20 protein-coding genes, 3 tRNA genes and 1 riboswitch are annotated in these 24,767 nt (G+C 64.1%); all 23 genes read left to right on the forward strand.

What is annotated here, in order from left to right; translation table 11 throughout:
• The first annotated feature begins 36 nt into the window (after positions 1-36).
• The 23 genes from ABEA23_RS09850 (at position 37) to ABEA23_RS09960 (ending at position 24,731) form a co-directional block, all read left to right on the forward strand.
• Positions 37-108, forward strand: a tRNA-Val gene (locus tag ABEA23_RS09850).
• Positions 109-132: 24 nt separating this feature from the next.
• Positions 133-206 (forward strand) — tRNA-Gly (locus ABEA23_RS09855).
• 73 nt (positions 207-279) lie between these two features.
• Positions 280-399, forward strand: a riboswitch (FMN riboswitch).
• A gap of 14 nt (positions 400-413) precedes the next feature.
• Positions 414-1,502: a bifunctional diaminohydroxyphosphoribosylaminopyrimidine deaminase/5-amino-6-(5-phosphoribosylamino)uracil reductase RibD gene (gene ribD / locus ABEA23_RS09860; protein ID WP_345477837.1), complete on the forward strand. Its 1,089-nt coding sequence runs from the start codon at positions 414-416 to the stop codon at positions 1,500-1,502.
• On the forward strand, positions 1,484-3,547 hold the full coding sequence (gene ribB, locus ABEA23_RS09865) for a 3,4-dihydroxy-2-butanone-4-phosphate synthase (RefSeq protein ID WP_345477838.1): 2,064 nt from the start codon (positions 1,484-1,486) through the stop codon (positions 3,545-3,547). Before ribD ends, ribB begins: the two co-directional genes overlap by 19 nt.
• Complete coding sequence (gene ribH, locus ABEA23_RS09870) at positions 3,544-4,044, forward strand: 6,7-dimethyl-8-ribityllumazine synthase (protein WP_345477839.1); 501 nt, start codon at positions 3,544-3,546, stop codon at positions 4,042-4,044. The genes ribB and ribH overlap by 4 nt, the downstream gene beginning before the upstream one ends.
• A 16-nt stretch (positions 4,045-4,060) precedes the next feature.
• Positions 4,061-4,324 (forward strand): phosphoribosyl-ATP diphosphatase, encoded by a 264-nt coding sequence (locus ABEA23_RS09875; protein ID WP_044492944.1) that lies wholly within the window; start codon positions 4,061-4,063, stop codon positions 4,322-4,324.
• A 23-nt stretch (positions 4,325-4,347) separates the two neighbouring features.
• Entirely contained in the window at positions 4,348-5,232 is an 885-nt protein-coding gene (gene hisG, locus ABEA23_RS09880) for an ATP phosphoribosyltransferase (RefSeq protein WP_044492942.1), read from the forward strand.
• A gap of 75 nt (positions 5,233-5,307) precedes the next feature.
• Complete coding sequence (gene hisF, locus ABEA23_RS09885; protein WP_345477840.1) at positions 5,308-6,072, forward strand: imidazole glycerol phosphate synthase subunit HisF; 765 nt, start codon at positions 5,308-5,310, stop codon at positions 6,070-6,072.
• Between the two features lie 29 nt (positions 6,073-6,101).
• Positions 6,102-6,476 carry a phosphoribosyl-AMP cyclohydrolase gene (gene hisI, locus ABEA23_RS09890; RefSeq protein WP_345477841.1) on the forward strand — a complete coding sequence of 125 codons (375 nt, stop codon included), beginning with the start codon at positions 6,102-6,104 and terminating at the stop codon, positions 6,474-6,476.
• Positions 6,476-8,191: an anthranilate synthase component I gene (trpE, locus tag ABEA23_RS09895; protein WP_345478668.1), complete on the forward strand. Its 1,716-nt coding sequence runs from the start codon at positions 6,476-6,478 to the stop codon at positions 8,189-8,191. Before hisI ends, trpE begins: the two co-directional genes overlap by 1 nt.
• Positions 8,191-8,691, forward strand: coding sequence for a Trp biosynthesis-associated membrane protein (locus ABEA23_RS09900; protein ID WP_345477842.1), 501 nt, complete (start codon positions 8,191-8,193; stop codon positions 8,689-8,691). The genes trpE and ABEA23_RS09900 overlap by 1 nt, the downstream gene beginning before the upstream one ends.
• On the forward strand, positions 8,691-9,266 hold the full coding sequence (locus ABEA23_RS09905) for a Trp biosynthesis-associated membrane protein (protein WP_345477843.1): 576 nt from the start codon (positions 8,691-8,693) through the stop codon (positions 9,264-9,266). The genes ABEA23_RS09900 and ABEA23_RS09905 overlap by 1 nt, the downstream gene beginning before the upstream one ends.
• A complete protein-coding gene (locus ABEA23_RS09910; protein ID WP_345477844.1) occupies positions 9,263-10,270 on the forward strand; it encodes a ketopantoate reductase family protein in 1,008 nt (335 codons plus the stop codon). The genes ABEA23_RS09905 and ABEA23_RS09910 overlap by 4 nt, the downstream gene beginning before the upstream one ends.
• A 65-nt stretch (positions 10,271-10,335) precedes the next feature.
• Positions 10,336-10,713 (forward strand): HGxxPAAW family protein, encoded by a 378-nt coding sequence (locus tag ABEA23_RS09915; protein ID WP_345477845.1) that lies wholly within the window; start codon positions 10,336-10,338, stop codon positions 10,711-10,713.
• Between the two features lie 14 nt (positions 10,714-10,727).
• On the forward strand, positions 10,728-11,543 hold the full coding sequence (gene trpC, locus ABEA23_RS09920; RefSeq protein ID WP_345477846.1) for an indole-3-glycerol phosphate synthase TrpC: 816 nt from the start codon (positions 10,728-10,730) through the stop codon (positions 11,541-11,543).
• A 53-nt stretch (positions 11,544-11,596) separates the two neighbouring features.
• The gene (trpB, locus tag ABEA23_RS09925) at positions 11,597-12,892 is read left to right on the forward strand and encodes a tryptophan synthase subunit beta (RefSeq protein ID WP_345477847.1); all 1,296 of its coding nucleotides are present in this window, start codon (positions 11,597-11,599) and stop codon (positions 12,890-12,892) included.
• 47 nt (positions 12,893-12,939) lie between these two features.
• On the forward strand, positions 12,940-13,716 hold the full coding sequence (gene trpA, locus ABEA23_RS09930; protein ID WP_345477848.1) for a tryptophan synthase subunit alpha: 777 nt from the start codon (positions 12,940-12,942) through the stop codon (positions 13,714-13,716).
• Positions 13,717-13,748: 32 nt separating this feature from the next.
• A complete protein-coding gene (lgt, locus tag ABEA23_RS09935; protein WP_345477849.1) occupies positions 13,749-14,762 on the forward strand; it encodes a prolipoprotein diacylglyceryl transferase in 1,014 nt (337 codons plus the stop codon).
• Positions 14,763-14,995: 233 nt separating this feature from the next.
• Positions 14,996-19,597: a glutamate synthase large subunit gene (gltB, locus tag ABEA23_RS09940; RefSeq protein WP_345477850.1), complete on the forward strand. Its 4,602-nt coding sequence runs from the start codon at positions 14,996-14,998 to the stop codon at positions 19,595-19,597.
• A complete protein-coding gene (locus tag ABEA23_RS09945) occupies positions 19,590-21,056 on the forward strand; it encodes a glutamate synthase subunit beta (protein ID WP_345477851.1) in 1,467 nt (488 codons plus the stop codon). The genes gltB and ABEA23_RS09945 overlap by 8 nt, the downstream gene beginning before the upstream one ends.
• Before the next feature lie 206 nt (positions 21,057-21,262).
• Entirely contained in the window at positions 21,263-22,810 is a 1,548-nt protein-coding gene (pyk, locus tag ABEA23_RS09950) for a pyruvate kinase (protein ID WP_345477852.1), read from the forward strand.
• Between the two features lie 92 nt (positions 22,811-22,902).
• A tRNA-Leu gene (locus ABEA23_RS09955) sits at positions 22,903-22,983 on the forward strand.
• Positions 22,984-23,015: 32 nt separating this feature from the next.
• Positions 23,016-24,731 (forward strand): cation:proton antiporter, encoded by a 1,716-nt coding sequence (locus tag ABEA23_RS09960; protein ID WP_345477853.1) that lies wholly within the window; start codon positions 23,016-23,018, stop codon positions 24,729-24,731.
• The last annotated feature ends 36 nt before the right edge of the window (positions 24,732-24,767 follow it).

A 24,767-nucleotide genomic window follows, 5' to 3' on the forward strand; every position in this document is an offset into this window, starting at 1 on the left:
TCAGGGAGCAGTCCCTGACAAGCAATAGCTGAATAAGCGCGATTGGCGCAGCGGTAGCGCGCTTCCCTGACACGGAAGAGGTCACTGGTTCGATCCCAGTATCGCGCACGGATCCAGTAGTATGGATCTGATGCGGATGTAGCTCAGCTGGCTAGAGCATCACCTTGCCATGGTGAGGGTCGCGAGTTCGAATCTCGTCATCCGCTCTGATGAACAACGATGAAGCCTCGGAATCAACTGATTCCGGGGCTTTGTTGTGTCTATGGCAAGATAGTCCGCACGTGCTTACGGGATCGGTGAAAGTCCGAACCGGCGGTCAGAGTCCGCGACCCTCCTTCAGGAGGCTGAGCTGGTGAAATTCCAGCACCGACAGTCACAGTCTGGATGGGAGTGGCACAGAAGGAGAACGCTTAATGCCTACGGCTGATGCCGACAACGGCCCCATGCGTCGTGCCCTCGAGGCCGCGCAGCTCGGTCCCCGTGGAGCAAACCCCCTTGTCGGGGCGGTGCTCACAGACGAGGACGGCACTATTCTGTCCACTGGCCACCACCGCGGAGCCGGCACTTTCCACGCCGAGCGCGATGCGCTTCGCGCTGCACACTCAGCCGGTGTCACTGATTTTTCACGCACCACCCTCTACACCACCCTCGAGCCCTGCCGGCACCGGGGGCGCCAGCCCGCCTGCACCGACCTCATCCAGGAAGCTGGTGTGCCACGCGTTGTCACTGCAGCCGCAGATCCCAGCGCCAACGGCGGAGGCGCGGCGCTGCTGGTGGGGCGCGGCCTCGACGTCGTCACCGGTGTTCTTGAAGCAGAAGCCACCAAGCTGAACCATCGCTGGAACCTCGCACAAACCCAGCAGCGGCCCTTCGTCACCGTTCACTTAGCCCAGACACTGGATGCCAAGATCGCCGCCGCCGACGGCACCAGCCAGTGGATCACCTCCGAACCCTCCCGCCGCCACACCCACCGGATCCGCCAGCGTGTGGACGCCATCCTGGTCGGCACCAACACCGCGCATATCGATAACCCCCGGCTGACCGCACGTAACGACGACGGCGAGCTGGCTGACTCCCAGCCGCTGCGCTGCGTGATGGGCCTGAGGGACATTCCCGAAGACGCCATCCTGAAACAGCACCAGCCCGAGGGGGACGGCTGGATTCAGCTGCGGACCCGCGACCCCTTGGAGGCGCTTCGCACCCTGGCCGGAACCACCCACGGGGGCTACCCGGTCAAACATGTGCTGGTCGAAGGCGGCCAGAGCGTTCTATCGGCGTTCTTCGCCGCTGACCTGGTGGACGAAGTCTTTGCCTATGTGGCGCCGATGCTGCTCGGTGTTGGCCGCAGCTCCCTTGGAGATATCGGAGTCACCACGCTGGCCCAGGCCCGACGATTCGCCCTCGACCCCACCGACGGCGGAGCCGTCAGCACCATGGACTCAGATGTGTGCATCCACCTCAAGCCCGAACCAGAAGGAGACGCATGTTCACCGGAATCGTGACCGGCACCGGTCAGGTGCTTGAGCGCACCCCCGACCCCGCTAAGGGAGTGGAACGCCTGGTGCTGCAGGCGCCGGGGCACACCGAGGGGCTGGGCCTGGGCGGATCCATCGCTGTCAACGGGGTCTGCGTCTCCGCTGTGAGTATCGAAGGTGAGGTCATCGCCGTCGAGCTCATCCCCGAAACCCTGAAGCGGACCACTTTCTCCCAGGTCAGCACAGGAGACCGAGTGAACCTTGAGCGCTGCCTGCCAGCCGGTGCACGCCTGGACGGCCATGTGGTCCAAGGGCATGTGGACGGCATCGGTGAACTGCTGGAGAAGGACCTCAACGATGGCCGTTACCGTTTCGGCGTGCCCGCGGATCTCGCCCTCTACATCGCGGAGAAAGGCTCCATCGCTATCGACGGGGTCTCCCTGACCATCACCGCCACCGGCGCAGACAAAACCGGCGGCCACTGGTTCGAGGTGGGCCTGATTCCCACCACCCTGTCCGAGACCACCCTCGGGGGCCTTGCAGCGGGCAGCAACGTCAATATCGAAGTGGATGTGTTGGCTAAGTACACCCGGCGCATGCTGACCTTCCAGGGCGAACTCGAGGTCTCACAGGCGGCAGAAGCTGAGCCCGCTGACAGCGCCGCTTCCGACACCCTGCCGGCAGTTCCCAAGCCCACCAGCCCCGCACCAGTGCTTGATCCCATCGAAGTGGCACTGGATCAGCTGGCCGCAGGACGCCCGGTGATCGTGGTGGACGACGCCGACCGTGAGAACGAAGGCGACATCATCTTCCCCGCCGCGGTGGCCAGTGAAGAGCTGATGGCCCTGACCATCCGGCACAGCTCCGGTGTGCTCTGCGTGCCCATGACCGCCGAGCGGGCGGCGCATCTCCAGCTGCCTCCGATGACAGCACAGAACGAAGACCCCAAAGGCACCGCCTACACCATCAGCTGCGACGCGATCACCGTGGCCAGCACCGGCATCAGTGCCGCAGATCGGGCCATCACCGCCCGAGCGCTCGCCGATGCTGGCGCCCAGGCCGCTGACTTCACCCGCCCCGGCCACATGTTCCCGCTCATCGCGCACGTCGAAGGAGTGCTGGGGCGTGACGGGCATACCGAGGCCGCCGTAGACCTCTGCCGGCTGGCTGGCTACCCGGAAGTCGGGGTCATCGCTGAGATTGTGCACGACGACGGCACCATGATGCGGCTGCCTGCCCTGCGCGACTTCGCCGATGAACACCATCTGGCGCTGATCAGCATCGCTGACCTCATTGAGTACCGCGGCGGTGAAGCCACATCGGATGCAGTGCGGGAGTCCTACCTCTCCTCCTGGGACTCGCCCCGCGAAGAGGCGCAGAAACTCGTGGTACCTGGTCCGGTGGTCAACCTGCCGACCGACTACGGAATCTTCCACGCCCAGGTGTGGACCGAGCAGAAAACCGGCCACGAACACATCCTGCTGTCCGCCCCGGGAAGCTCCTCCAGCAGTAATGGAAAGCATGAACCGCCGCTGGTCCGGATGCACTCAGAGTGCCTGACCGGAGACGTCTTCGGGTCCCACCGCTGCGACTGCGGCACGCAGCTGGCCGCGGCCCTTGAGACCGTTCAGGCCGAGGGCGGACATCTGCTCTATCTGCGCGGCCACGAGGGACGAGGCATCGGACTGGCCAACAAGATGCGCGCCTACAAGCTGCAGGAAGAGGGCGCAGATACCGTGGAGGCCAACGAAATGCTCGGCCTCGCCGCGGAGCTGCGCGACTTCACCGGTGCCGCTGCCGTATTGCACGGAGCCGGTATCTCCACACTGCGGCTGCTGACCAATAATCCCGCCAAGGTGGAGGTGCTGGCTGCCGCCGGGCTGAACGTCCAGCAGGTGCCCTCCACCGGCATTGTCCGCGAACACAACGAGCGCTACCTGCGCACCAAGCGGGACAAAATGCGCCATATGCTGGACCACCTCACCCTCACCGAGGCGGTCACAACAGCCACTGCAAACCCGCAGTACCCTTCCGAACAGATCACCACCAACGAGGAACAGGGAGAGAAATGAGCTCCACCGGAACTCCGCATATCGACGAGCACGAGCTCAACGAGCTCACCAAAGCCGCCCAGGATCTTTCCCTGCGCGTGGCAGTGGTGGCCTCCCGGTGGCATGACACTGTCATGAACGGACTTATTGCAGGCTCCGAGCGCTTCCTGCACAGCATCGGCATCCAGGATTACACCCTGCTGCGCGCCCCCGGCAGCTTTGAACTGCCGGTGATCAGCGCACATGCCGCTCACCACCACGACGTCGTCATCGCCCTGGGCGTGGTCATCCGCGGTGGCACACCGCACTTCGAGTATGTCTGCTCTGCCGCCACCGAGGGCTTGAGCACAATCGCGGTCGAGACCGGCAAGCCTGTGGGCTTCGGTCTGCTGACCTGTGATACCGAGGAGCAGGCCCTCGCCCGGGCCGGGCTGAGCGGTTCGCAGGAGGACAAAGGCTTCGAAGCCGCTCACGCCGCCGTCGCCGCCGCCATCGAAATCGCGAAACTGGACGCTTAAGGCATAGGCTTACGCCGTGAAATCTTTTGACGAACTCTTCGCCGAACTCGCCCGCAAAGCCGAGGAACGCCCCGCTGGATCTGGCACTGTGGCAGCACTGGACGCCGGAGTCCATCAGATCGGTAAGAAGATCGTCGAAGAAGCCGCCGAGGTGTGGATGGCCGCCGAATACCAGTCTCAGGATGAGGCAGCTGAGGAGATCTCCCAGCTGCTCTACCACCTGCAGGTCATGATGCTGGCCAAGGGCCTTAAGCCCGAAGACATCTACCGCTTCCTCTAAAAACGTTCATCGCAAAGGACACCATGCTTCGCGTAGCCGTACCCAATAAGGGCGCCCTGTCAGAGGCCGCCATGGCCATGCTCTCCGAAGCCGGATACTTACAGCGCCGCGACCGCAAAGAGCTGGTCCTGGTGGATGAGGAAAACGGCGTCGAGTTCTTCTACCTGCGCCCCAAAGACGTAGCCATCTACGTAGGACGCGGCATTATCGATCTCGGTATCACCGGCCGGGACCTGTTCCTTGACGCCGAGGTCGGCGGTGGCGCCGAAGAGATCCTCGGCCTGGGCTTCGGGCGTTCCACCTTCCGTCTGGCCGCACCCAAGGGACAGTTCAGCAGCGAGCAAGACCTGGCCGGTAAACGTGTGGCCACCAGCTACGACGGTCTGCTGAGCCAGTGGTTCGCCGACCGCGGTGTGGCCGATGTGGAGGTGGTCCACCTCGACGGTGCCGTGGAATCGGCTGTCCGGCTGGGGGTGGCTGACGCCATTGCAGATGTGGTGGAGACCGGAAATACCCTCAAAGCCGCCGGTATGGAGACCTTCGGCAGCCCGATCCTGCAGTCCGAGGCGGTGCTGATCTCTGGCAACGGGGAGCGTGAGGACGACGACGCTCACGCACCTGTTGCTCTGCAGACCCAGACCCAGCGACTGATCCGCAGACTCCAGGGCGTCCTGGTAGCGCGCCAGTACGTGATGATGGACTACGACATCCGCCGCGAACACCTAGAAGCAGCTACCAGGATCACTCCGGGGCTGGAATCGCCCACGATCTCTCCGCTGGCGGATGAGAACTGGGTAGCGGTGCGCTCGATGGTGCCGGCGAAGAAGACCAACCAGCTGATGGACGAGCTCTACGATCTGGGCGCCCGGGCCATCCTGGTGACCACGATCCACGCCTGCCGAGTCTGAGATGACCACGGCGAGCCTTTATCGGCTGTGCGCATCTGGCGTAGCGGGAGTGGATCTGAAGAGAGGAGTTCAGCCGTGACGCTGGCAGTTCGTGTCATTCCATGTTTGGACGTTGACGCAGGCCGCGTGGTCAAAGGCGTCAACTTCGAGAACCTCCGAGACGCCGGAGACCCTGTGGAACTGGCTCACCGGTACAACAAGGCCGGAGCTGATGAGCTGACGTTTCTGGACGTCACGGCGTCCTCCTCTGAACGTCAGACCACCTACGATGTGGTCACGCGCACCGCTGAAGAGGTATTCATCCCGCTGACCGTGGGCGGTGGTGTGCGCGCGGTGGAGGATGTGGACCGGCTGCTGAAGGTCGGGGCAGATAAGGCCTCCATCAATACGGCCGCGGTGGCCCGCCCCGAGGTCATCAACGATATCGTCGCCCGTTTCGGCAACCAGGTGCTGGTGCTCTCCCTTGATGCGCGACGATCACCGGATACGCCGTCGGGGTTTGAAGTCACCACCCATGGAGGACGCCGCGGGACCGGCATTGACGCGCTGGACTGGTGCCGGGAGGCCTCAGAACGCGGAGTGGGAGAGATCCTGCTCAACAGCATCGACGCCGACGGCACCAAGGAGGGCTTCGATACCGAGATGATCTCCGCAGTGCGTGCGGTGACTTCGGTGCCGCTGATTGCCTCAGGAGGAGCTGGCGAGCCGGCGCACTTCCCACCGGCTATTGCTGCCGGCGCCGATGCAGTACTGGCGGCATCGATGTTCCACTTTGGACCAGACGACATGATCGCCCAGGTCAAGGACGCTATCCGCGCCGCAGGGTACCCCGTGCGGTGAGTGCAGAAACCGATGAAAGTGCCGCAGTCATGAGCAGCTATCAGCTTCCCCAGGACCTCGCCCAGCAGGTGAGCTTCAACGAGGCCGGACTTGTTCCGGCTATCGCCCAGGATGTTTCCAGCGGTGTGGTGCTGATGATGGCGTGGATGAACGCCGAGGCGCTGGCTGCCACACTGGCCACTCAGCGGGGCACCTACTGGTCACGTTCGCGCCAGGAACTCTGGGTCAAAGGCGAAACCAGCGGACACACCCAGACTGTGCGCTCGGTGCACCTGGACTGCGACGGCGACACGGTCCTCCTACAGGTGGAACAGCGCGGTCCAGCCTGCCACACCGGTTCCGAAAGCTGCTTCACCGACCGCGAGATCATGCTGGAGAACTCAGCGGAAGGAAACAACCTGTGATGCACCAGCTCGGCGTCGTCATCCCCGCCCAGGACCAGTTCTTGAGTCTGGCCAAAGACCACCGGGTCATTCCCGTGTCCATGCGAATGCTGGCCGATAGTCACACCCCGTTGAGCATCTACCGGGCACTGGCTACTGAGGCTGACGGAACCGCGCGGCCGGGCAGCTTCCTGATGGAATCGGCGGCCCCCGGTGCGGCCTGGGACCGGCACAGTTTTATCGGGGTGAACTCCCTGGCCACACTTTCTGAACAGGACGGCCGTGCGCACTGGATCGGCCAGCCGCCAGCCGGGGCTCCCACTGAAGGAACCACCGCTGAGGTGCTGCGCGAGACCTTGAACTTCCTCACGGAGGGTTCGGCCACAGGCCGCGCTTTCACCGAGGAGCTGCCTCATCTGTCCTCCGGCCTGGTTGGCTACGCCGGCTGGGATGTGGTGCGGCACTGGGAGAAGCTGCCGAACCCTCCTGCCGATGACCTGGGCCTGCCCGAGATGGCCATGAACCTGGTCTCAGACCTAGCCGTCCACGATAACCGCGATGGCACAGTGACCCTCATCGCTAACGCCATCAACCGCGACGGCCGCGAGACCGGGGCCGCTGAAGCCTATGCCGACGCCGTGGCCCGTCTGGAGACTATGCGCACTCAGCTGGCGGCGCCGGTCCAGCCCGGGCTCGCGCTCGCCCAGGAATCCTGGGGCGAGCAGGTGGAGCAGGATCTCCAGGAGAAGGTCATTCACACCTGGGATCAGGACGAGTACCTTGCGACTCTGGGCAAGGCTAAGCAAGCGATCATCGACGGCGAGGTCTTTCAGATCGTCGTCTCCCGCCGGTTCGAGGTGGCCACCAATGTGGACGCCCTGGCGGTGTATCGGATGCTGCGGCTGCTCAACCCCAGCCCGTATATGTACCTGATGCACTTCCAGACCCCAGATGGTGAGCCATACCAGTTGGTCGGTGCCTCTCCGGAAGCACTCGTCACCGTGGAGGAGACCACCGGCGGCGAGCGAGTCGCCGTATCGCATCCGATTGCCGGCACCCGACCCCGCGGTGCCACGCCGGCGGAGGATAGGGAGCTGGCCGAGGACCTGCTGGCTGATGAGAAGGAACGCGCGGAGCACATCATGCTGGTGGACCTGGCGCGCAATGATCTGGCGAAGGTATGCGTGCCCGGTTCGGTGGAGGTCACCCGCTTCATGGCGGTGGAGCACTTCAGCCACGTGATGCACCTGACCAGCCATGTCCAGGGAACTGTTGCGCCGTCGTCGTCGGCCTACGATGTGCTGGCCGCGACGTTCCCAGCCGGCACGCTCTCCGGGGCGCCCAAGCCAAGGGCGCTGCAGCTGCTTGATGAGTGGGAGCCCACCCGTCGCGGCATCTACGGGGGAGTGGTCGGCTACTTTGACCTGTCCGGGCGAATGGACGCGGCCATCGCCATCCGTTCTGCTGTGTTGAAGGATGGGCGCGCCTATGTCCAGTCCGGAGGCGGAATCGTAGCGGATTCTGACGACGACGCCGAGCGCCAGGAGACGGTGAATAAGGCCGCTGCTCCGCTGCGCGCTGTGCTGGCTGCAGCCCGGCTGCAGAATGTTCCGGACCAGACGGGTTTCCCCGCCGCCGGGACTAGCGCTTCAGGTGTGAAGGCCGACGATAGGCGGCCGAGAGGCGAGCGGGGTTCCCCCGCCGCCGGGACTAGCGCTGATAGGTTTCAGTCCTAATGGGACATCTTGCGTACTTCTTCCAGCGTCGCAACACGGTTCTGCTCATTCAGGCCGGTGCGATCCTGCTGCTGATCTCCACCGCTCTGACCTGGGTCGCAGTTGACGCCCCGGGGGTTCAGCCGGTTGAGCTCAGCGGTGCTGCCATGGCGCCTATCGTGCGTACTATCGGGATGCTGGCGGTGGTGGCAGGTGTGCTGATCACGCTCTTCCGCGGCTGGTTCCGGGGTGCCCTGGGCGCGGTGCTGCTCGGTGGCGGCATCATCGCTGGCATCGCAGTGATCCTGGCGATGGTGGATCCGGTAGCCGCAGCGTCGGCAGCCTCTGCTGTCAACGGTGCGGTGGAAGCGGAATATAGCACCGGCGGTGCGCTGTGGGCCGGCCTTGTCGGCAGCCTCGCGCTGTTGGTCGGTTCACTGGCTGTGCTGCTGTTCTCGCAGAGCTGGGATGATGAGGCCCAGCCTGGCCGCGCCGCAGACCGGCGGGGGAGTGCCCGCTGATGAGCAACCGTCGCAATGCCGTGCTGCTGGCTCTGGCCGGTGCCGCACTCATGCTGATCTCGGTGACCATGACGTGGGTGACCGCCGAGCAGCTGGGTGAGACCGCCTCGGTGCAGAGCATTGAGGTCCCCGGTTCTCAGGCCTCCGATATCGTCACCGCCATGGGGCTGGTCGCCCTGGCCGGTGCGCTGACCCTGACCATCGCCCGGCGGGCAGGCCGCTGGATTATTGCGCTGCTGCTCAGCGCCGCCGCGGCCGCGGCGCTTTTTGACACCCTCCATGCAGTGGCTGATCCGGCTTCGGCCGCTGCGGTGGCCGTGGGTGAGGCCACTGGCCTCACCACGACAGCAGGCAGCTACGAACTCGGTGCCGGTCCTTGGTTGGGCGTGGCAGGGGCGGTGCTGGTCCTGCTGGGTGCTCTGCTTGTTCTGCTCTTCTCCCACCGCTGGACTGATAAGCGCAGCTCCAAGAAGTACAGCCGCACCGCTTCGGTCGATGACGCTGAACCCGATGAATTTGACCTCTGGGATGGGCTCTCCCAGGGAGAAGACCCCACGGAAGAGAGACAGCAGTGAATATTGGGCGAATCGTGATTATTGGTGCCGGTGCGGTCGGTGCTGGCACCGCAGCGGAGTTAGCACTTCGGGATCGACCGCACCTGCTGGTCGGCCGCGGTGAGCAGATCCGTCACCTGACCGAGCATGGACTGAAGTACCGCCGGCCCGAGGGCGTTCGTCAGGTTCAGCTCTCCACCTGCGATGGCATTGCGAACGCGCAGCTGCGTGCTGGTGATGTTCTGGTCATCGCTACTAAGACCCAGCATGTGGCGCAGGTTGCTGAGCAGTTGGCCTGGCAGCCGGTGGAAGGCGGCAGCACCGCCTCTGAGCTCCCCGTCCTTACCTTGCAGAACGGTATGGCAAGCGAGCCCATACTGCTGCGCTACTTTGCACACGTCTATGGCGGCTCAATCCTGATTCCTGCCAGCTACACAACTACTGGTGAGGTCATCTCCGGCGCCGCGCCCAAGATCGCCAGCTTCGTGATGGGCCGCGCACCACGGGGCCTGGATGAGACAGCCCAAGAGATCGCCGAGCATCTGCGCGAGATCGACTGGCTGGTGCAGTTGGATGAGAACGTCATCCGGTGGAAGGCCCTGAAGCTGCTGCACAGCGTGAAGAACGGCCTGGAACTGCTGGATCTCAGCAAAGAGCACTCTCAGCAGTTGGGGCATGCCCTGGTCCATGAAGCCAAGGAAACACTGTCCGCGGCGGCTATCCCGGTGGCAGAGAACTCCGAGCGCACCGAAGATATGTCCCTGTTCCAGGTGGATTCGTCCTCCGGCTATCAACCGGGGCAACAGTCCACGTGGCAGAGCTACGCCCGCGGCGCCAGTCCTGAGGTGGACTACCTCAACGGTGAGATCGTCCAGCTGGGTCGGCTGCATGCCGTCCCCACCCCGGTCAACGCCGCCCTGCAGCGTGTGCTGGGCGTGGCGTGGCTGCAGAGGCAGACTCCAGGGCAGATCGATGCCGGCCCCGTCCTGGCGGCGCTGCCGAAGACTGACTTCGACGCCGTGTAGTAGAAATCTGGCACAATTGGAGCCAGGCAACACCCCCGTAGTTTTTTCAGGAGAGGACAACCCAGATGGCCACCAGCCAGACCAAGGTGCGCGACGTCGAGCAGCAGCCCAGCGCCAGCGACGAGTTCATCCACTACGACCACATCGGTCACGGCTCCACTCCTGCCGCCTGGGCACTCTCCCTCACCATCATCGTGGCCGCCATCGTTGCCGGTATCGGCTTCGTCACCGAGATTTGGCTATTCGCCTGGATCGGTGCGGGCCTGGTCCCAGTGGCCGTCATCCTCGGCGTGGTCCTGAAGAAGATGGGCTACGGCGTGGAGATGGACTCCAAATCGGTGCTCAACCAGGGCGCTGACCCCCGCGAGCACGCTGGTCCGGCCATTCCTGACCACACCGAAGGCGGCGCAGACAAGCGTCGCCCCGAGTCGGGTCGCAGCTAAAAGCCGAATCCTCGATGACCACAGTCCTTGATTCCATCATTGAGGGGGTCCGCGAAGATCTCGCTCAGCGTCAGGCCCAGGTGCCGCTGGATCAGCTGATTCAGCAGGCTCAGGCTGCAGCGCCGGCCCTTGATGCATACGCCGCACTTGCTGGAGGGCGAGACGACGCCCAGGGCGTGCGCGTTATCGCCGAGGTCAAACGCTCCTCACCGTCCAAAGGCGCGCTCGCAGAGATCCCGGACCCCGCTGCCCTGGCTTCGGCCTACCAGGCCGGTGGCGCCAGCGTCATTTCTGTGCTCACTGAGCAGCGTCGCTTCCGCGGCAGCCTAGATGACCTTGCCGCGGTCCGGGCTGCTGTAGATATTCCGGTGCTTCGCAAGGATTTCATGGTCGATGAGTACCAGTTCTACGAGGCGCGTGCCTACGGTGCTGACCTGGTGCTGCTGATCGTGGCGGCTTTGGATGACGTCCAACTGAAGAGTTTCTTGCAGCTGACTCACGATCTGGGCATGAATGCCCTGGTTGAAGCCCACACTGAGGATGAGATCGAACGCGCCAAGGCGCTCGGTGCAAAAATCGTGGGCGTCAACGTGCGCAACCTGAAGACCCTGGAGGTCGACGTCGCCCACTACTCGGCCATGGCGCGGCACCTGCCACAGGATGTCATCAGAATTGCTGAATCCGGTGTGGACGGCCCGGGTGTGGTTCTGGACTACGCCCGTCAAGGTGCCGATGCGGTGCTGGTGGGGGAGGCCCTGGTCAAACACGGCGATCCCACCACTGCCGTGCGCGATTTCCGGCAAGCCTCACTGGCTGCCGACGCAGACTAAATTTCAACGGACGCGCAGCCGGCCGTTGGTGACCCACCCTCATGAGGAGAGCGATGACTCAGAACCAGTTCCGCGAAGCGGAGGGCCCCTACTTCGGTGACTACGGCGGGCGCTGGATGCCGGAATCCCTGGTCGCCGCCCTCGACGAGGTCGAGCGTGTCTTTCGTGAGGCCAAAGCTGACCCGGAGTTTGTGGACGAGTTCCAGCGGCTCTGCCGGGATTACACTGGCCGGCCCAGCCTGCTCACAGAGGTCCCGCGCTTCGCCGCGGAGGCCGGCAACGCACGGATCTTCCTGAAGCGCGAAGACCTCAACCACACCGGATCGCACAAGATCAACAATGTGCTCGGGCAGGCGCTGATTGCTAAGCGTCTGGGCAAGACCCGGCTGATCGCCGAAACCGGAGCCGGCCAACACGGTGTAGCCACCGCCACCGCCGCGGCCCTGATGGGCATGGAGTGCGTGGTCTACATGGGTGCTGAGGACACTCGCCGCCAGGCCCTCAACGTGGCCCGGATGCGGCTGCTCGGTGCAGATGTGGTGCCGGTGGAGCACGGCGCTAAGACACTGAAGGACGCGATCAACGAGGCCCTGCGTGACTGGGTGGCCACCGTGGAGAACACCCACTATGTCCTGGGCACCGTGGCCGGACCGCATCCCTTCCCGGAAATGGTGCGCTGGTTCCACCAGGTCATCGGTGAGGAGGCTCGCGCCCAGATCCTCCAGCAGGAAGGACGACTGCCCGACGCCGTCGTTGCCTGCGTAGGTGGCGGCTCCAACGCACTGGGTATATTCCATGCCTTCCTCGATGATGAAGATGTTGCTCTCTACGGTTTTGAAGCAGGCGGTGAGGGTCTGGAGTCCGGGCGCCATGCCTCGGCCATCACCCTGGGACGCTCCGGAGTGCTACACGGTGCCCGCAGCTACCTGATGCAGGACGAAGACGGCCAGACCGTTGACTCTCACTCGATCTCCGCGGGTCTGGACTACCCCTCCGTTGGCCCGGAGCATGCCTACCTGGCCGACGCCGGGCGAGTCAGCTATGAGCCGGTGACTGATGCCGAGTGCATGAACGCCTTTGAACGGCTCTGCCGCACTGAGGGCATCATTCCGGCCATCGAATCCGCCCACGCACTTGCCGGGGCCACCCGGCTGGCGCGCAGCTGGGGCGCTGAAGGGGAGGACCGCATTATCATCGTCAGCCTCTCCGGGCGTGGGGATAAAGATGTGGCCACCGCCGCTGAGTGGTTCAAGCTGCTGCCCGGGCAGGAGAACGACCCTGCCCGGACCGTGGCGGGGGATGAGGACGAGAACGCCGGTCAGGCGCCCGAGACGGGAGTGCAGAGTTGAGCGAGCAAGAAGCCCCGACGCAGCCGCAGCCTGGAGATGAGCACATCATGAGCAAGACCGCAGCAGCCATCGACGCCGCCAAAGCCCAGGGTCGGTCCGCCTTCATCGGTTACCTGCCCGCCGGCTACCCGGATAAGGACACCTCCATCGCCGCCGCGATTGCCCTGGTGGAGAACGGAGCCGACGTCCTGGAGATCGGGATCCCGTACTCGGATCCGGTGATGGACGGTCCGGTGATCCAGCAGGCCACCACCGCGGTACTGCAGCGCGGTTTCCGGATCGATGAGGTTTTCGACATCGTCAAAGCCGTCACCGATGCCACCGGTGCCGCAGTACTGGTGATGACCTACTACAACATCATCGACCGCATGGGAGCCGAGGAGTTCGCGCGTCGCCTGGCAGCCGCCGGTGGTGCAGGCGCGATCACTCCGGACTTGATCCCAGACGAGGCCGATGACTGGATCGCCGCCACCGAGAAGTACGGTCTGGACCGGGTATTCCTCTCCGCCCCCACCTCCACCCCGCAGCGGGTGGCCCGGATCGCCGAGCTTTCCCGCGGCTTCGTCTACGGGGTCTCGCTGATGGGCGTCACCGGAACCCGGGACACTGTCTCCGACGTCGCCGAGTCAGTGGTGAAAGCCGCCAAGGGCGCCGGAGCTGAACGAGTATGTGTCGGCCTCGGAGTCTCCACCCGCGCCCACGTCGAAGAAATCGGCGCCTACGCTGATGGCGTGATCGTGGGAACCGCGTTGGTGGCAGCACTGCGCGACGGCGGCGCGGCTGCCGTGGGCCGACTGGCCGCCGAGCTCTCCGGCCGGCCCTGAACCACACACCAGATAGCTGATAGGTTGCCCTCATGATCCTTGCTGGCTTCCCGCCGCCGCCTGCACGCGGCATCGACCTGCCCGGTCCGTTCTTCCTGAACTTCTACACCCTGGTGATCATCCTCGGCGGTATCCTCGCCGTCGTCGTGGCCACCCGCCTGTGGAAGTCCCGCGGGGGCAATGGCGACGACGTCTTCTCCGCAACCGCCTGGGCAGTGATCCTGGGCATCATCGGTGCGCGGATCTACCACGTGATCAGCTCCCCGGATGCCTACTTCGGCGAAGGTGGAGATGTGCTGCGGGCACTGCGCGTGTGGGAGGGCGGCCTGAGCATTATCGGCGCAGTGGCCGCTGGTTCCTTGGGCATCTGGATCGCCTGCCGCCGCTACGGCATGAAATTCGGTGCACTGGCTGATGCGGTGGTGCCCGGTGTGATTCTGGCTCAGGCGATAGGGCGCTGGGGCAACTGGTTCAACCAGGAGCTCTTCGGTCGCACCACTGAGCTCCCCTGGGGTCTGCGGATCGACCTGGAGCAGGCCAGCCAGGCACCGCTAAACACCTCTGAAAGCACGCTGTTCCACCCCACCTTCCTCTACGAATCCATCTGGAACCTGCTGGGCTTTGTGGCGCTGCTGTGGCTCTTCCGACGCTTCCAGTTCAAGCAGGGACTGCTGACCTGGACCTATGTGGCCTACTACGCGCTGGGCCGGTTCTGGATCGAGTCGCTGCGCATTGATGAGCCCACCAAATCCACCCAGTACCCGCTGCGGGAGCTGCTGGGTCTTGACTGGCGACTGAACCAGATCATCATGTTCGTGATCTTCGTGGTGGCTATTGCAGTGCTGCTCTACCTGTGGGCCCGTCGCCCGCGCACCCCGGAGGCCCTGGCAGAAGAGCTGGAAATCTACCGTCCTGACTCTGAAGCGCGTACTGGCGCGGGCGACGTCGCGGTGGAGGCTTCGGAGGAGAGTGCAGCGGACCAGGCTGACAGTGCCGAGGCGGTGGAGACTCCGGAGGAATCCACACGTCCACGCACTGAGACCTGAGCCGTTCTATTTGCCTCAGGTCACGCTCGCGCGCAAGATAGACCTGATCACCCGATGAAGGGTGTCCACCTAAGCGTGCCCACAGAATCGCACCCAAATTCTGGCTCTCGCTTTGAAGCGCCCACCCGAAGCGCCACTGTGATGCCGCCTGTGTGAAGCACAGCGCGGCGTCCCATAGGCAGGGGAGCACCCCTGGCCTTTCCAATGCCCGCTGCGGAGGAAGGAACACCGCTATGTCCGCTGATCAGGTCATCAGCCCGTACCAGCGCTTCGCCGCTTTCCCTGAGAAGGCCGGCCTCTACGATCCTGCCAATGAGCACGAGAACTGCGGCATGGCCGCAGTGGCCACACTGCGCGGTGAGCCAGGGCATGACATTGTTGACCACGCACTCGTAGCGCTGCGCAATGTGGAGCACCGCGGCGCCGTCGGCGGAGATGTCGGCACCGGTGATGGGGCAGGTATCCTCACTCAGATTCCGGATGAGTTCTTCCGTGCGGTCACCGAGTTCGAGCTCCCCGCTAAGGGACAGTACGCAGCCGGCACCGCCTTCCTCCCGAAGGAAGACACCGAGCGTGCTGACATGGTCGCCGCTTTCGAGGAGATGGCCGCGGATCAGGGGCTCCAGGTGCTGGGCTGGCGTGATGTCCCGGTGGATTCCTCCATGATCGGCAGCCTGGCCCGTGACGCGATGCCCTTCTTCAAGCAGGTATTCCTCGCAATGGCGGACCAGGATTCCGCGGAGTTCCAGGAGTCAGCACCGGGGAATCTGGATCAGCGTGCCTGGAGGCTGCGCAAGCGCGCTCAGGTGCGGCTGGGCATCTATTTCCCCTCGCTCTCCAGCCGGACCATCACCTATAAGGGCATGCTGACCACCGCTCAGTTGGAGCCCTTCTATCCGGATCTGGCCGATGAGCGCTATAAGTCCACACTGGCGATCGTGCACTCGCGGTTCTCCACCAATACTTTCCCCTCCTGGCCGTTGGCTCAGCCGCTGCGTCATATTGCCCACAACGGCGAGATCAACACCGTCAAGGGCAACCGCAACTGGATGCGTGCCCGGCAGGCCGTGATGGCCGGGGAGGTTCTCGGCGATGACCCTGAGTACCTGTTCCCCATCTGCACCCCGGGCGCCAGCGACTCCACCAGCTTCGATGAGGCCGCAGAGCTGCTGATGCTCGCCGGCCGTCCGCTGGCCCAGGCGATGCGCATGATGATCCCGGAAGCCTGGGAGAACAATAAGACGATGGACCCGAACCTGCGGGCCTTCTACGAGTACCACGCAATGTTCATGGAGGCCTGGGACGGTCCGGCGGCTATGGCCTTCACCGACGGCACGCAGCTGGGTGCCGTGCTGGACCGCAACGGGCTGCGTCCGGCCCGCTACTGGGTCACCGACGATGGCCTGGTCATCCTCTCCTCCGAAGTCGGCGTGGTGGAGGTGGAACACTCCAAGGTGGTTCGCAAGGGCCGAGTGGCCCCCGGCATGATGTTCCTGTGCGACACCGCAGAGGGCCGCATCATCGAAGACGATGAAATCAAGGCAGACTTCGCCTCCAAGGAGCCCTGGCAGGACTGGGTCAAGGACAATCTGGTCCGCCTCGAGGACCTCCCGGAGCGGCTGCATGTACGCCACCCCTCCGGCTCTGTCCGGCTGCGCCAGCAGACCTTCGGCTACACCCATGAGGAACTGAAAACCCTGGTGGGCCCCATGGCTGCCACTGGCGCCGAACCACTTGGCGCTATGGGCACCGATACCCCCATTGCTGTGCTTGCCGAGCGCCCACGGCTGCTCTTCGACTACTTCGTCCAGACCTTCGCGCAGGTCACCAATCCGCCGCTGGATGCCATCCGCGAAGAACTGGTGACCTCCCTGGGGCTGCATATTGGGCCCAAGGGCAACCTGCTGGCCACCTCCCAGGTCAAGACTCAGCAGATCGCCCTGGACTTCCCTGTGCTCAACAATGACCAGCTGGCCAAAATTGCCAATGTCCGCAACGACGACGGGCAGAAGGCCACACTGCGCATTCGGGGACTCTTCCGGGTGGGTTCCACCGAAGAAGAGTTCCGCCAGCGCATCCGCACTCTGTGCGAGCAGGTCTCAGCGGCGGTGAACCGCGGCGTCGGCTACATCATCATTTCCGACCGCGACTCCAACGCGCAGTGGGCACCCATCCCCTCACTGCTGCTGCTTTCGGCCATCCATCACCACCTGCTGAAGTCCGCCAACCGGACCAAGGCCTCACTGATCGTGGAGGCCGGCGATGTCCGTGAAGTCCACCATGTGGCCTGCCTGATCGGCTACGGTGCCGCCGCAGTCAACCCCTACCTGGCCATGGAGTCAGCCGAGGACATGGTCCGCCGAGGTGAGATCACCAATGTCACCGAGGAACAGGCGGTGGGCAACCTCATCACTGCTCTTGGCAAGGGCGTGTTGAAGATTATGTCCAAGATGGGCATCTCCACGGTCACCTCATACTGTGGTGCGCAGACCTTCGAAGCAGTGGGTCTGGCTCAGAACGTGGTGGACCAGTACTTCTCCGGCACCCACTCACCGATGGGCGGGGTCGGCATCAACGTCATCAAAGAGGAGGCCCTGGCCCGCCATGCCAAGGCCTACCCTGCTGATGGCAATGATCTGGGCCGCGGTGATGAGCTGGAGGTCGGTGGCGAATACCAGTGGCGCCGTGAGGGCCCGCCGCATCTGTTCAACCCCGAGACGGTGTTCAAACTCCAGCACGCGTCGCGGACTCGCCGGTACGACATCTTCAAGCAGTACACCAAGGCCGTGGATGACCAGTCCAAGGCTCTGATGACACTGCGCGGGCTGTTCAAGCTCAAAGGCAGCCGACCGCCTGTGCCCATTAGCGAAGTGGAGCCGGTCAGCGACATCGTCAAGCGCTTCAACACCGGAGCTATGAGCTACGGCTCCATCTCCCAGGAAGCGCATGAGACGCTGGCCATTGCCATGAATAAGCTCGGCGGCCGCTCCAACACCGGTGAAGGCGGCGAGCACCCTGAGCGTCTGATGGACCCTGAACGGCGCAGCGCGATCAAGCAGATCGCTTCCGGCCGGTTCGGCGTCACCAGCCAGTACCTCACCCACGCCGATGACCTGCAGATCAAGATGGCGCAGGGGGCCAAGCCCGGTGAGGGCGGCCAGCTCATGGGCAAGAAGGTCTACCCCTGGGTGGCGGAGACCCGGCACTCGACTCCTGGTGTGTCGTTGGTATCTCCTCCGCCGCACCACGACATCTACTCCATCGAGGACCTCAAGCAGCTGATCTATGACCTCAAGCGTGCCAATACTGGCGCTCGGGTGCATGTGAAGCTGGTGTCCCTACACGGTGTGGGCACTGTGGCAGCAGGCGTGGCCAAGGCCAGCGCCGACGTCGTGCTCATCTCCGGACACGACGGTGGTACCGGTGCCTCCCCGCTGAACTCGCTCAAGCACGCCGGCACCCCTTGGGAACTGGGACTCGCCGAGGCGCAGCAGACCCTGATGCTCAACGGCCTGCGTGAACGCGTCACCGTGCAGGTGGACGGTCAGCTCAAGACAGGACGCGATGTGGTGATCGCGGCACTGCTGGGGGCCGAGGAATACGGCTTCGCCACCAGCGCGCTGGTGGTCTCCGGCTGCATCATGATGCGGGTCTGCCACTTGGACACCTGCCCGGTGGGTGTGGCCACCCAGAACCCGGTGCTGCGCGAGCGCTTCACCGGCAAGGCCGAGCATGTGGTGAACTTCTTCGAGTTCGTCGCCCAGGAAGTTCGGGAATACCTCGCCGAACTCGGCTTCCGCAGCCTGGACGAAGCCATCGGCCATATCGAGGCCCTGAATATGGACGATGCCAAACGGCACTGGAAGACCGAAGGCTTAAGCCTGGATGCTGTGCTGACCGGCTGGGATCCGCTGGATGAAACCACCGCGGCTATGCTGCGGCGGACCTCCGAGCAGGACCACGAGCTGGAGAAGCACTTCGACGTCGCGCTCATTGAACAGTCGCAGTCAGCCATCCGCGAGGGACAGCATGTGCGGATCTCCTCCAGCGTGGTCAACACTGACCGCGCCGTCGGTACCATGCTCGGCCATGAGGTGACCAAGGCTCTGGGCCTGAAGACCCTGGAGAACAACACCATCGAGCTGGACCTCGACGGTCACGCCGGGCAGTCCCTGGGAGCTTTCCTCCCGCACGGGATCACCATCCGGCTCGACGGCGACGCCAACGACTATGTGGGCAAGGGCCTCTCCGGTGGCCGGATCATCATCCGCCCCCATACCCGCGCGCCGCTGGTGGCCGAGGACAATGTCATCGCCGGTAACGTCATCGGCTACGGTGCCACCGCAGGAGAGATGTTCCTGCGCGGACAGGTCGGCGAGCGTTTCCTGGTGCGCAACTCCGGCGCCACTGCTGTGGCCGAAGGAATCGGCGATCATGGCTGCGAGTACATGACCGGTGGTCAGACCCTGATCCTGGGCCCCACCGGGCGGAACTTCGGAGCAGGCATGTCTGGCGGCACTGCCTTTGTGCTGGACTTCGACGAGCGCCAGCTCAACGACCACGCGGCTGCCCGTGGCGACCTGCTGCTGCTCTCCCCGGATGAGGAAGACCAGCAGATCATCCTGGACCTGCTCCGCCGCCATGTGGAGGAGACCGGATCCGAGGTTGCTCAGCGACTGCTGGCCAACCCGGAAGAGACGATGGCCAGGATCACCAAGATCCTGCCGCGAGACTATGACGCAGTGCTGCGCGCCCGCGCCGAGGCCCTGGACGAAGGTCTGGACCCCAATGGCGATGACGCATGGCAGAAGATTCTGGAGGTGACCCGTGGCTGATCCGCGCGGATTCCTGAAGCACCCACACCGCCGTCCCCGCCCCTCGCGGCCGGTTCCGGTGCGCCTGATGGACTTCAAAGAGGTCTATGAGCGCCAGCAGAAGGGCACCACCCAGGCCCAGGCCTCGCGCTGCATGGACTGCGGCATTCCCTTCTGCCACACCGGCTGTCCGCTGGGGAACCTCATCCCGGAGTGGAACGACCTGATCTGGCGTGATCAGTGGGAAGAAGCCTCCCGACGGCTGCATATGACGAACAACTTCCCCGAGTTCACCGGGCGGGTCTGCCCGGCACCTTGTGAGAGCTCATGTGTGCTGGGGATCAATCAGCCTGCCGTGACCATCAAGCAGTCCGAGGTGGAGATTGCCGATGAGGCACTTGAGCGTGGCTATGTGGAACCAGTCCCGCCGCAGCGGCTCACCGGCAAGACCGTGGCAGTGGTCGGCTCCGGCCCAGCCGGCCTGGCTGCCGCCCAGCAGCTGACCCGCGCAGGTCACACGGTGGCTGTCTACGAGCGCGATGACCGCCTCGGCGGTCTGCTGCGCTACGGCATTCCGGACTTCAAAATGGAGAAGCAGCTGGTGGACTTCCGCATCCAGCAGATGGAAGCAGAAGGCACTCGCTTCTACGCCTCCACCGAGGTCGGCACTGACATCACATGGGATGCCCTGCGGGACTCCTACGACGCCGTCATCGTAGCCACCGGTGCCATGGTGCCGCGTGATCTGCCCATTCCCGGCAGGGGCTTGAACGGCATCCACTTCGCCATGGACTATCTGGTGCAGTCCAATAAGGCCGTGGCCGGTGATGACGTGCCGGACCAGATCCACGCCCAGGGTAAGAAGGTTGTGGTACTCGGCGGCGGCGATACCGGTGCAGACTGCATCGGCACTGCCCACCGACACGGGGCGGTCTCGGTGACCACCCTGGCGATCGGTAAGGAACTCCCCAGCGAACGCACCGAACAAGAACCGTGGCCTATCGACCCGCGGATCCTGGAAGTTTCCAGCGCCGACGAAGAGGGCGGGGAACGCCGCTGGCTGGCCTCCACCGTGGAGTTCCTCGGTGACGAGAACGGCAATGTCCGCGCCCTCCGGGTGGCCGAGACCGAATACAACCCCGATGGCACGCGTACGCCCAAACCCGGCACCGAACAGGACATCGAAGCTGACCTGGTGCTGCTGGCGCTGGGCTTCACCGGTGCCGAGCCGCAGACTCTGACCAATCAGCTGGGCATCGAGTTCACCAACCGCGGCGTGATCGGACGGTCCGAGGACTACCAGACCAATATTGAAGGGGTCTTCAGCGTCGGCGACGCCGGACGCGGAGCCTCCCTGGTGGTCTGGGCGATCGCCGAGGGCCGGGCAGTGGCGAAGGAAGTTGATGAGTTCCTCGAGGGCTCTTCGCGGCTTCCCGCCCCGGTTCGCCCCAGCGACCGCGCCATCAGCCTGCAGGGTTAGTCCCGCGGGCGGGGGAACCCCGCCACGCTCTCGCTCGGCAAGCGCCGAGCTTCACGCCTGAAGGGTTAGTCCCGCGGGCGGGGGCCGCGGCTCTCAGGTGTTCTGGGTCACCCATTTGGGTATAGGCTCGTATGGTCACTGGTCCAGCGTCGTACCAGGATTGACGAAGAAGCTTGAAGTTAATCCGACAACGACAAAGGTGAGGCATGAGACACGCCAAGATCGTCGCAACATTCGGCCCGGCAACGGCCGGCTATGAGAAGACCCGGGAGCTGATCGAGGCCGGGGTCGACGTCGTTCGCGTCAATATGAGCCACGGCGACTACACCGTGCACGAAGAGACCTACAACACTGTGCGCGAGGTCGCCAAGGATATGCGCCAGGCGGTGGCAATCTTCGCTGACCTGCAGGGCCCCAAGATCCGTTTGGGCCGATTCATTGACGGGCCGCATTACTTGGAAGTCGGTGACCGGTTCACCATCACCACCGAGGACATTCAGGGCACCAAGGAGCGCTGCTCCACCACGTTGAAGACCCTGCCCCAGGACGTGGAAGTGGGGGACAGTCTGCTGATCGACGACGGCAAAGTCACCCTGCGCGCCTTGGAGGTCACCGACACCGACGTGGTCACCGAAGTGATCGTGCCTGGAAACGTCTCCAACAACAAGGGCATCAACCTGCCCGGTGTGGCCGTCTCAGTTCCCGCTCTCAGCGAGAAGGACGAGGATGACCTGCGCTGGGCGCTGCGCACAGGCTTCGACATGATCGCGCTGTCCTTTGTCCGCGACGCCGCAGACATCGAGGCAGTCCATCGCATCATGGACGAAGAAGGCCGCCACGTGCCGGTGATCGCCAAGCTGGAGAAGCCGCAGGCAGTTGACGCGCTGCAGGACGTCATTGATGCCTTCGACGCCATCATGGTGGCCCGCGGAGACCTCGGTGTCGAGCTTCCGCTGGAAGAAGTTCCTGTGGTGCAGAAGCGCGCGGTGGAACTTGCCCGCCGCTGGGCCAAGCCCGTCATCGTGGCCACCCAGGTGCTGGAATCCATGATCGACAACCCTCGTCCCACCCGTGCAGAGGCCTCAGACTGCGCCAACGCCGTGCTCGACGGCGCCGACGCCGTCATGCTCTCCGGTGAGACCTCCGTGGGTAAGTACCCGGTGAAGACCGTGGAAACTATGGCCAAGATCATCGAGACCACTGAAGCCAAGGGCCTGACCCGCATCCCAGAGCTGGGTACCCGGCCGAAGACTCGCGGTGGTGCCATCACCCGTGCCGCCAAGGAGATGGCAGAACAGCTGGATGTGCCCTACCTGGCCACATTCACCCGCTCTGGCGACTCTGCCCGGCGGCTTTCCCGGCTGCGCCCCAAGCAGCCGATCTTCGCCTTCACCCACGTGGAGCACACTCACAACATTCTGTGCCTGAGCTGGGGCGTGCAGCCTCGCTGGGTGGAGTTCGCCTCCCACACCGACCGGATGACTGCCCAGGTGGAGCGACAGCTTCTTGAAGAAGGCATCGCCGATGTGGGCGACCTGGTGGTCATCGCCGCGGGTTCCCCTCCAGGACAGGCTGGCACCACCAATATGGTCAAGGTTCACCGCATCGGTGACCTGCCAGATGGGGGAGTTGACCTTGAGGCATTGCGCCGCGGCGACGCCGATGCGCTGCCCACCAAGGAGCCGGTGGGACCGTGGCCCTCGCGCAGCGCAGCCAGTGCTGCCAGCGCGCTTTCAGCGCACTCGGCGCTGTAACAAAGGCAATATAGAAGTAGTCCGGGCGAGCGTGTTCAGCCGAGCCTGCAGTTTTGGGTAGACTGTAGCGGCTGGCCGGTCGCCCGGCCCGCGCCCGAATGGCGGAATTGGTAGACGCGCCGCACTCAAAATGCGGTACCTCTGGTGTGTGGGTTCGAGTCCCACTTCGGGCACATTTCTTAGGGATTTTCTGCCGGGAGGCCGCGTGGAAGAACTGACCCTGCTGGCCGTAGCGGCTGTGCTGATTATTGTGGCCGCCACACTCTTTGCGCAGAAGCACGGCATCGCAGCCCCCGTTCTACTGGTGCTCATCGGCATTGGATGCAGCTTCATCCCCGGCACCCCTGAGGTGCTGGTGGAACCGGAGTGGATTCTCATGGTGGTGCTGCCACCGATCCTTTATTCGGCCTCAGTTAACGTGCCGATCACCGACTTCCGTCGCAATCTGGGCAGCATCACCGTGCTCTCTGTCTTCCTGGTCATCGGCTCCGCGGTTGCCACCGGGATGCTGTTGTGGTGGCTGATGCCAGAAATCGGACTCGCTGCTGCCATCGCCTTAGGCGCAGTGGTCAGCCCTCCTGACGCTGTCGCGGCGGTCTCCATCGGCAAACGTCTGGGCCTGCCGCCCCGACTGGTCACTGTCCTCGAAGGCGAAGGCCTGGTCAATGACGCTACGGCTCTGGTCTTACTACGTACCGCAGTGGCCGCCGTCGCGGGATCTTTCTCACTGTGGCAGGCGGTCGGAAGTTTCGCCTACGCCCTGGTGGTGGGTATCGCTATAGGTGCACTGGTCGGTGTTGTCTCCGTGGGAGTGCGTTCGCGGATTACTCAGCAGCCAGTGCTGACCACCGCGATATCTCTGGTGGTGCCTTTTGTTGCGTTTATGCCGGCAGAACATATCGGCGCCTCCGGCGTGATTGCTGTGGTTGCTGCCGGGCTGATCACCGGACACCAGAGCGCGAAGAAGTTCACCGCTCACGACCGGGTCACCGAACGCACCAACTGGCGCACCATTCAGCTGCTGCTGGAGAACGGTGTTTTCCTTCTGATGGGCTATGAGATCACTGCTGTGGTGGCGCAGGTCCAGGCCTCCGGACGCGACATCTGGACGCCAGTTGGAATCGCGGTGGCAGTGACCGGGCTGCTTGTGGTGGTGCGGATTGCCTTTGTGGTGCCGCTGATCGCCGGACTGCGAAGAAAACGCGCCCGCGCCCTGGAATACGCCGCGCGGATCACGGGCGTGCCCGAAGCAGTGGATGCGGGCCGCGAGCAGCTCCCAGCACATCACCGAGGCCGCGGGAATCGGCAGGCGTCAGTGCAGAGACGTTTGCGAATGCTGCATTCAGACGCGCTGGCTTTAGCCCGCGAAGGACTCGGCTGGCGCGGTGGTGCAGTTCTTGCCTGGTCAGGAATGCGCGGGGTGGTCACCCTGGCAGCGGCACAATCACTGCCGCATCATGTGCCACACCGTGCCGAGCTGGTACTCATCGCTTTCACGGTGGCGGTGCTGTCCCTTGTCCTCCAAGGTGGGACGCTTCCTGCACTGATCCGCTTGCTGGGTATCCGCGGCACTGATGAGCAGCGCATGCGGCAAGAAATGTCGCGTTTGGCAGAGGAGATCGCGCAGGCGCGGCACGTGTTCCTGAACAGCCAGACACTGCTGCGCGAAGACGGCACACCTTTCTCCGCGGAAGTCCTGGAGGATATTCGGCACCGAGCCGCTCAGGACAGCGCTTCGATCGCCGCGCTGTTGGAGCTGCCCGAAGATCACAGCCCTGCTGCTCAGCGGCGCGAACTCCAAGCGGCGCTTCTGGAGGTCGAACAGGCAGTGATCCTGGATGCGCGGGCCGCAGGCACCTACAGTTCGCATACCTTGGAGAAGGCCCAGCACTTCATCGACGCTCACGCCACCAGGCCCTGAAGCGCAGTACTTCACGGACTCAGGCAACACCACAGA

Origin of the sequence: Nesterenkonia rhizosphaerae (assembly GCF_039544555.1) — a bacterium.
GTDB classification, from domain to species: Bacteria; Actinomycetota; Actinomycetes; order Actinomycetales; family Micrococcaceae; genus Nesterenkonia; species Nesterenkonia rhizosphaerae.

What these genes read in the sequence shown, in the direction of transcription:
- ribD (WP_345477837.1), top strand. Translation starts at nt 414, where the DNA reads ATGCCTACGGCTGATGCCGACAACGGCCCCATGCGTCGTGCCCTCGAG.
- ribB (WP_345477838.1), top strand. Translation starts at nt 1,484, where the DNA reads ATGTTCACCGGAATCGTGACCGGCACCGGTCAGGTGCTTGAGCGCACC.
- ribH (WP_345477839.1), top strand. Translation starts at nt 3,544, where the DNA reads ATGAGCTCCACCGGAACTCCGCATATCGACGAGCACGAGCTCAACGAG.
- hisG (WP_044492942.1), top strand. Translation starts at nt 4,348, where the DNA reads ATGCTTCGCGTAGCCGTACCCAATAAGGGCGCCCTGTCAGAGGCCGCC.
- hisI (WP_345477841.1), top strand. Translation starts at nt 6,102, where the DNA reads ATGAGCAGCTATCAGCTTCCCCAGGACCTCGCCCAGCAGGTGAGCTTC.
- trpE (WP_345478668.1), top strand. Translation starts at nt 6,476, where the DNA reads ATGCACCAGCTCGGCGTCGTCATCCCCGCCCAGGACCAGTTCTTGAGT.
- ABEA23_RS09900 (WP_345477842.1), top strand. Translation starts at nt 8,191, where the DNA reads ATGGGACATCTTGCGTACTTCTTCCAGCGTCGCAACACGGTTCTGCTC.
- ABEA23_RS09905 (WP_345477843.1), top strand. Translation starts at nt 8,691, where the DNA reads ATGAGCAACCGTCGCAATGCCGTGCTGCTGGCTCTGGCCGGTGCCGCA.
- ABEA23_RS09915 (WP_345477845.1), top strand. Translation starts at nt 10,336, where the DNA reads ATGGCCACCAGCCAGACCAAGGTGCGCGACGTCGAGCAGCAGCCCAGC.
- trpC (WP_345477846.1), top strand. Translation starts at nt 10,728, where the DNA reads ATGACCACAGTCCTTGATTCCATCATTGAGGGGGTCCGCGAAGATCTC.
- trpB (WP_345477847.1), top strand. Translation starts at nt 11,597, where the DNA reads ATGACTCAGAACCAGTTCCGCGAAGCGGAGGGCCCCTACTTCGGTGAC.
- trpA (WP_345477848.1), top strand. Translation starts at nt 12,940, where the DNA reads ATGAGCAAGACCGCAGCAGCCATCGACGCCGCCAAAGCCCAGGGTCGG.
- lgt (WP_345477849.1), top strand. Translation starts at nt 13,749, where the DNA reads ATGATCCTTGCTGGCTTCCCGCCGCCGCCTGCACGCGGCATCGACCTG.
- gltB (WP_345477850.1), top strand. Translation starts at nt 14,996, where the DNA reads ATGTCCGCTGATCAGGTCATCAGCCCGTACCAGCGCTTCGCCGCTTTC.
- pyk (WP_345477852.1), top strand. Translation starts at nt 21,263, where the DNA reads ATGAGACACGCCAAGATCGTCGCAACATTCGGCCCGGCAACGGCCGGC.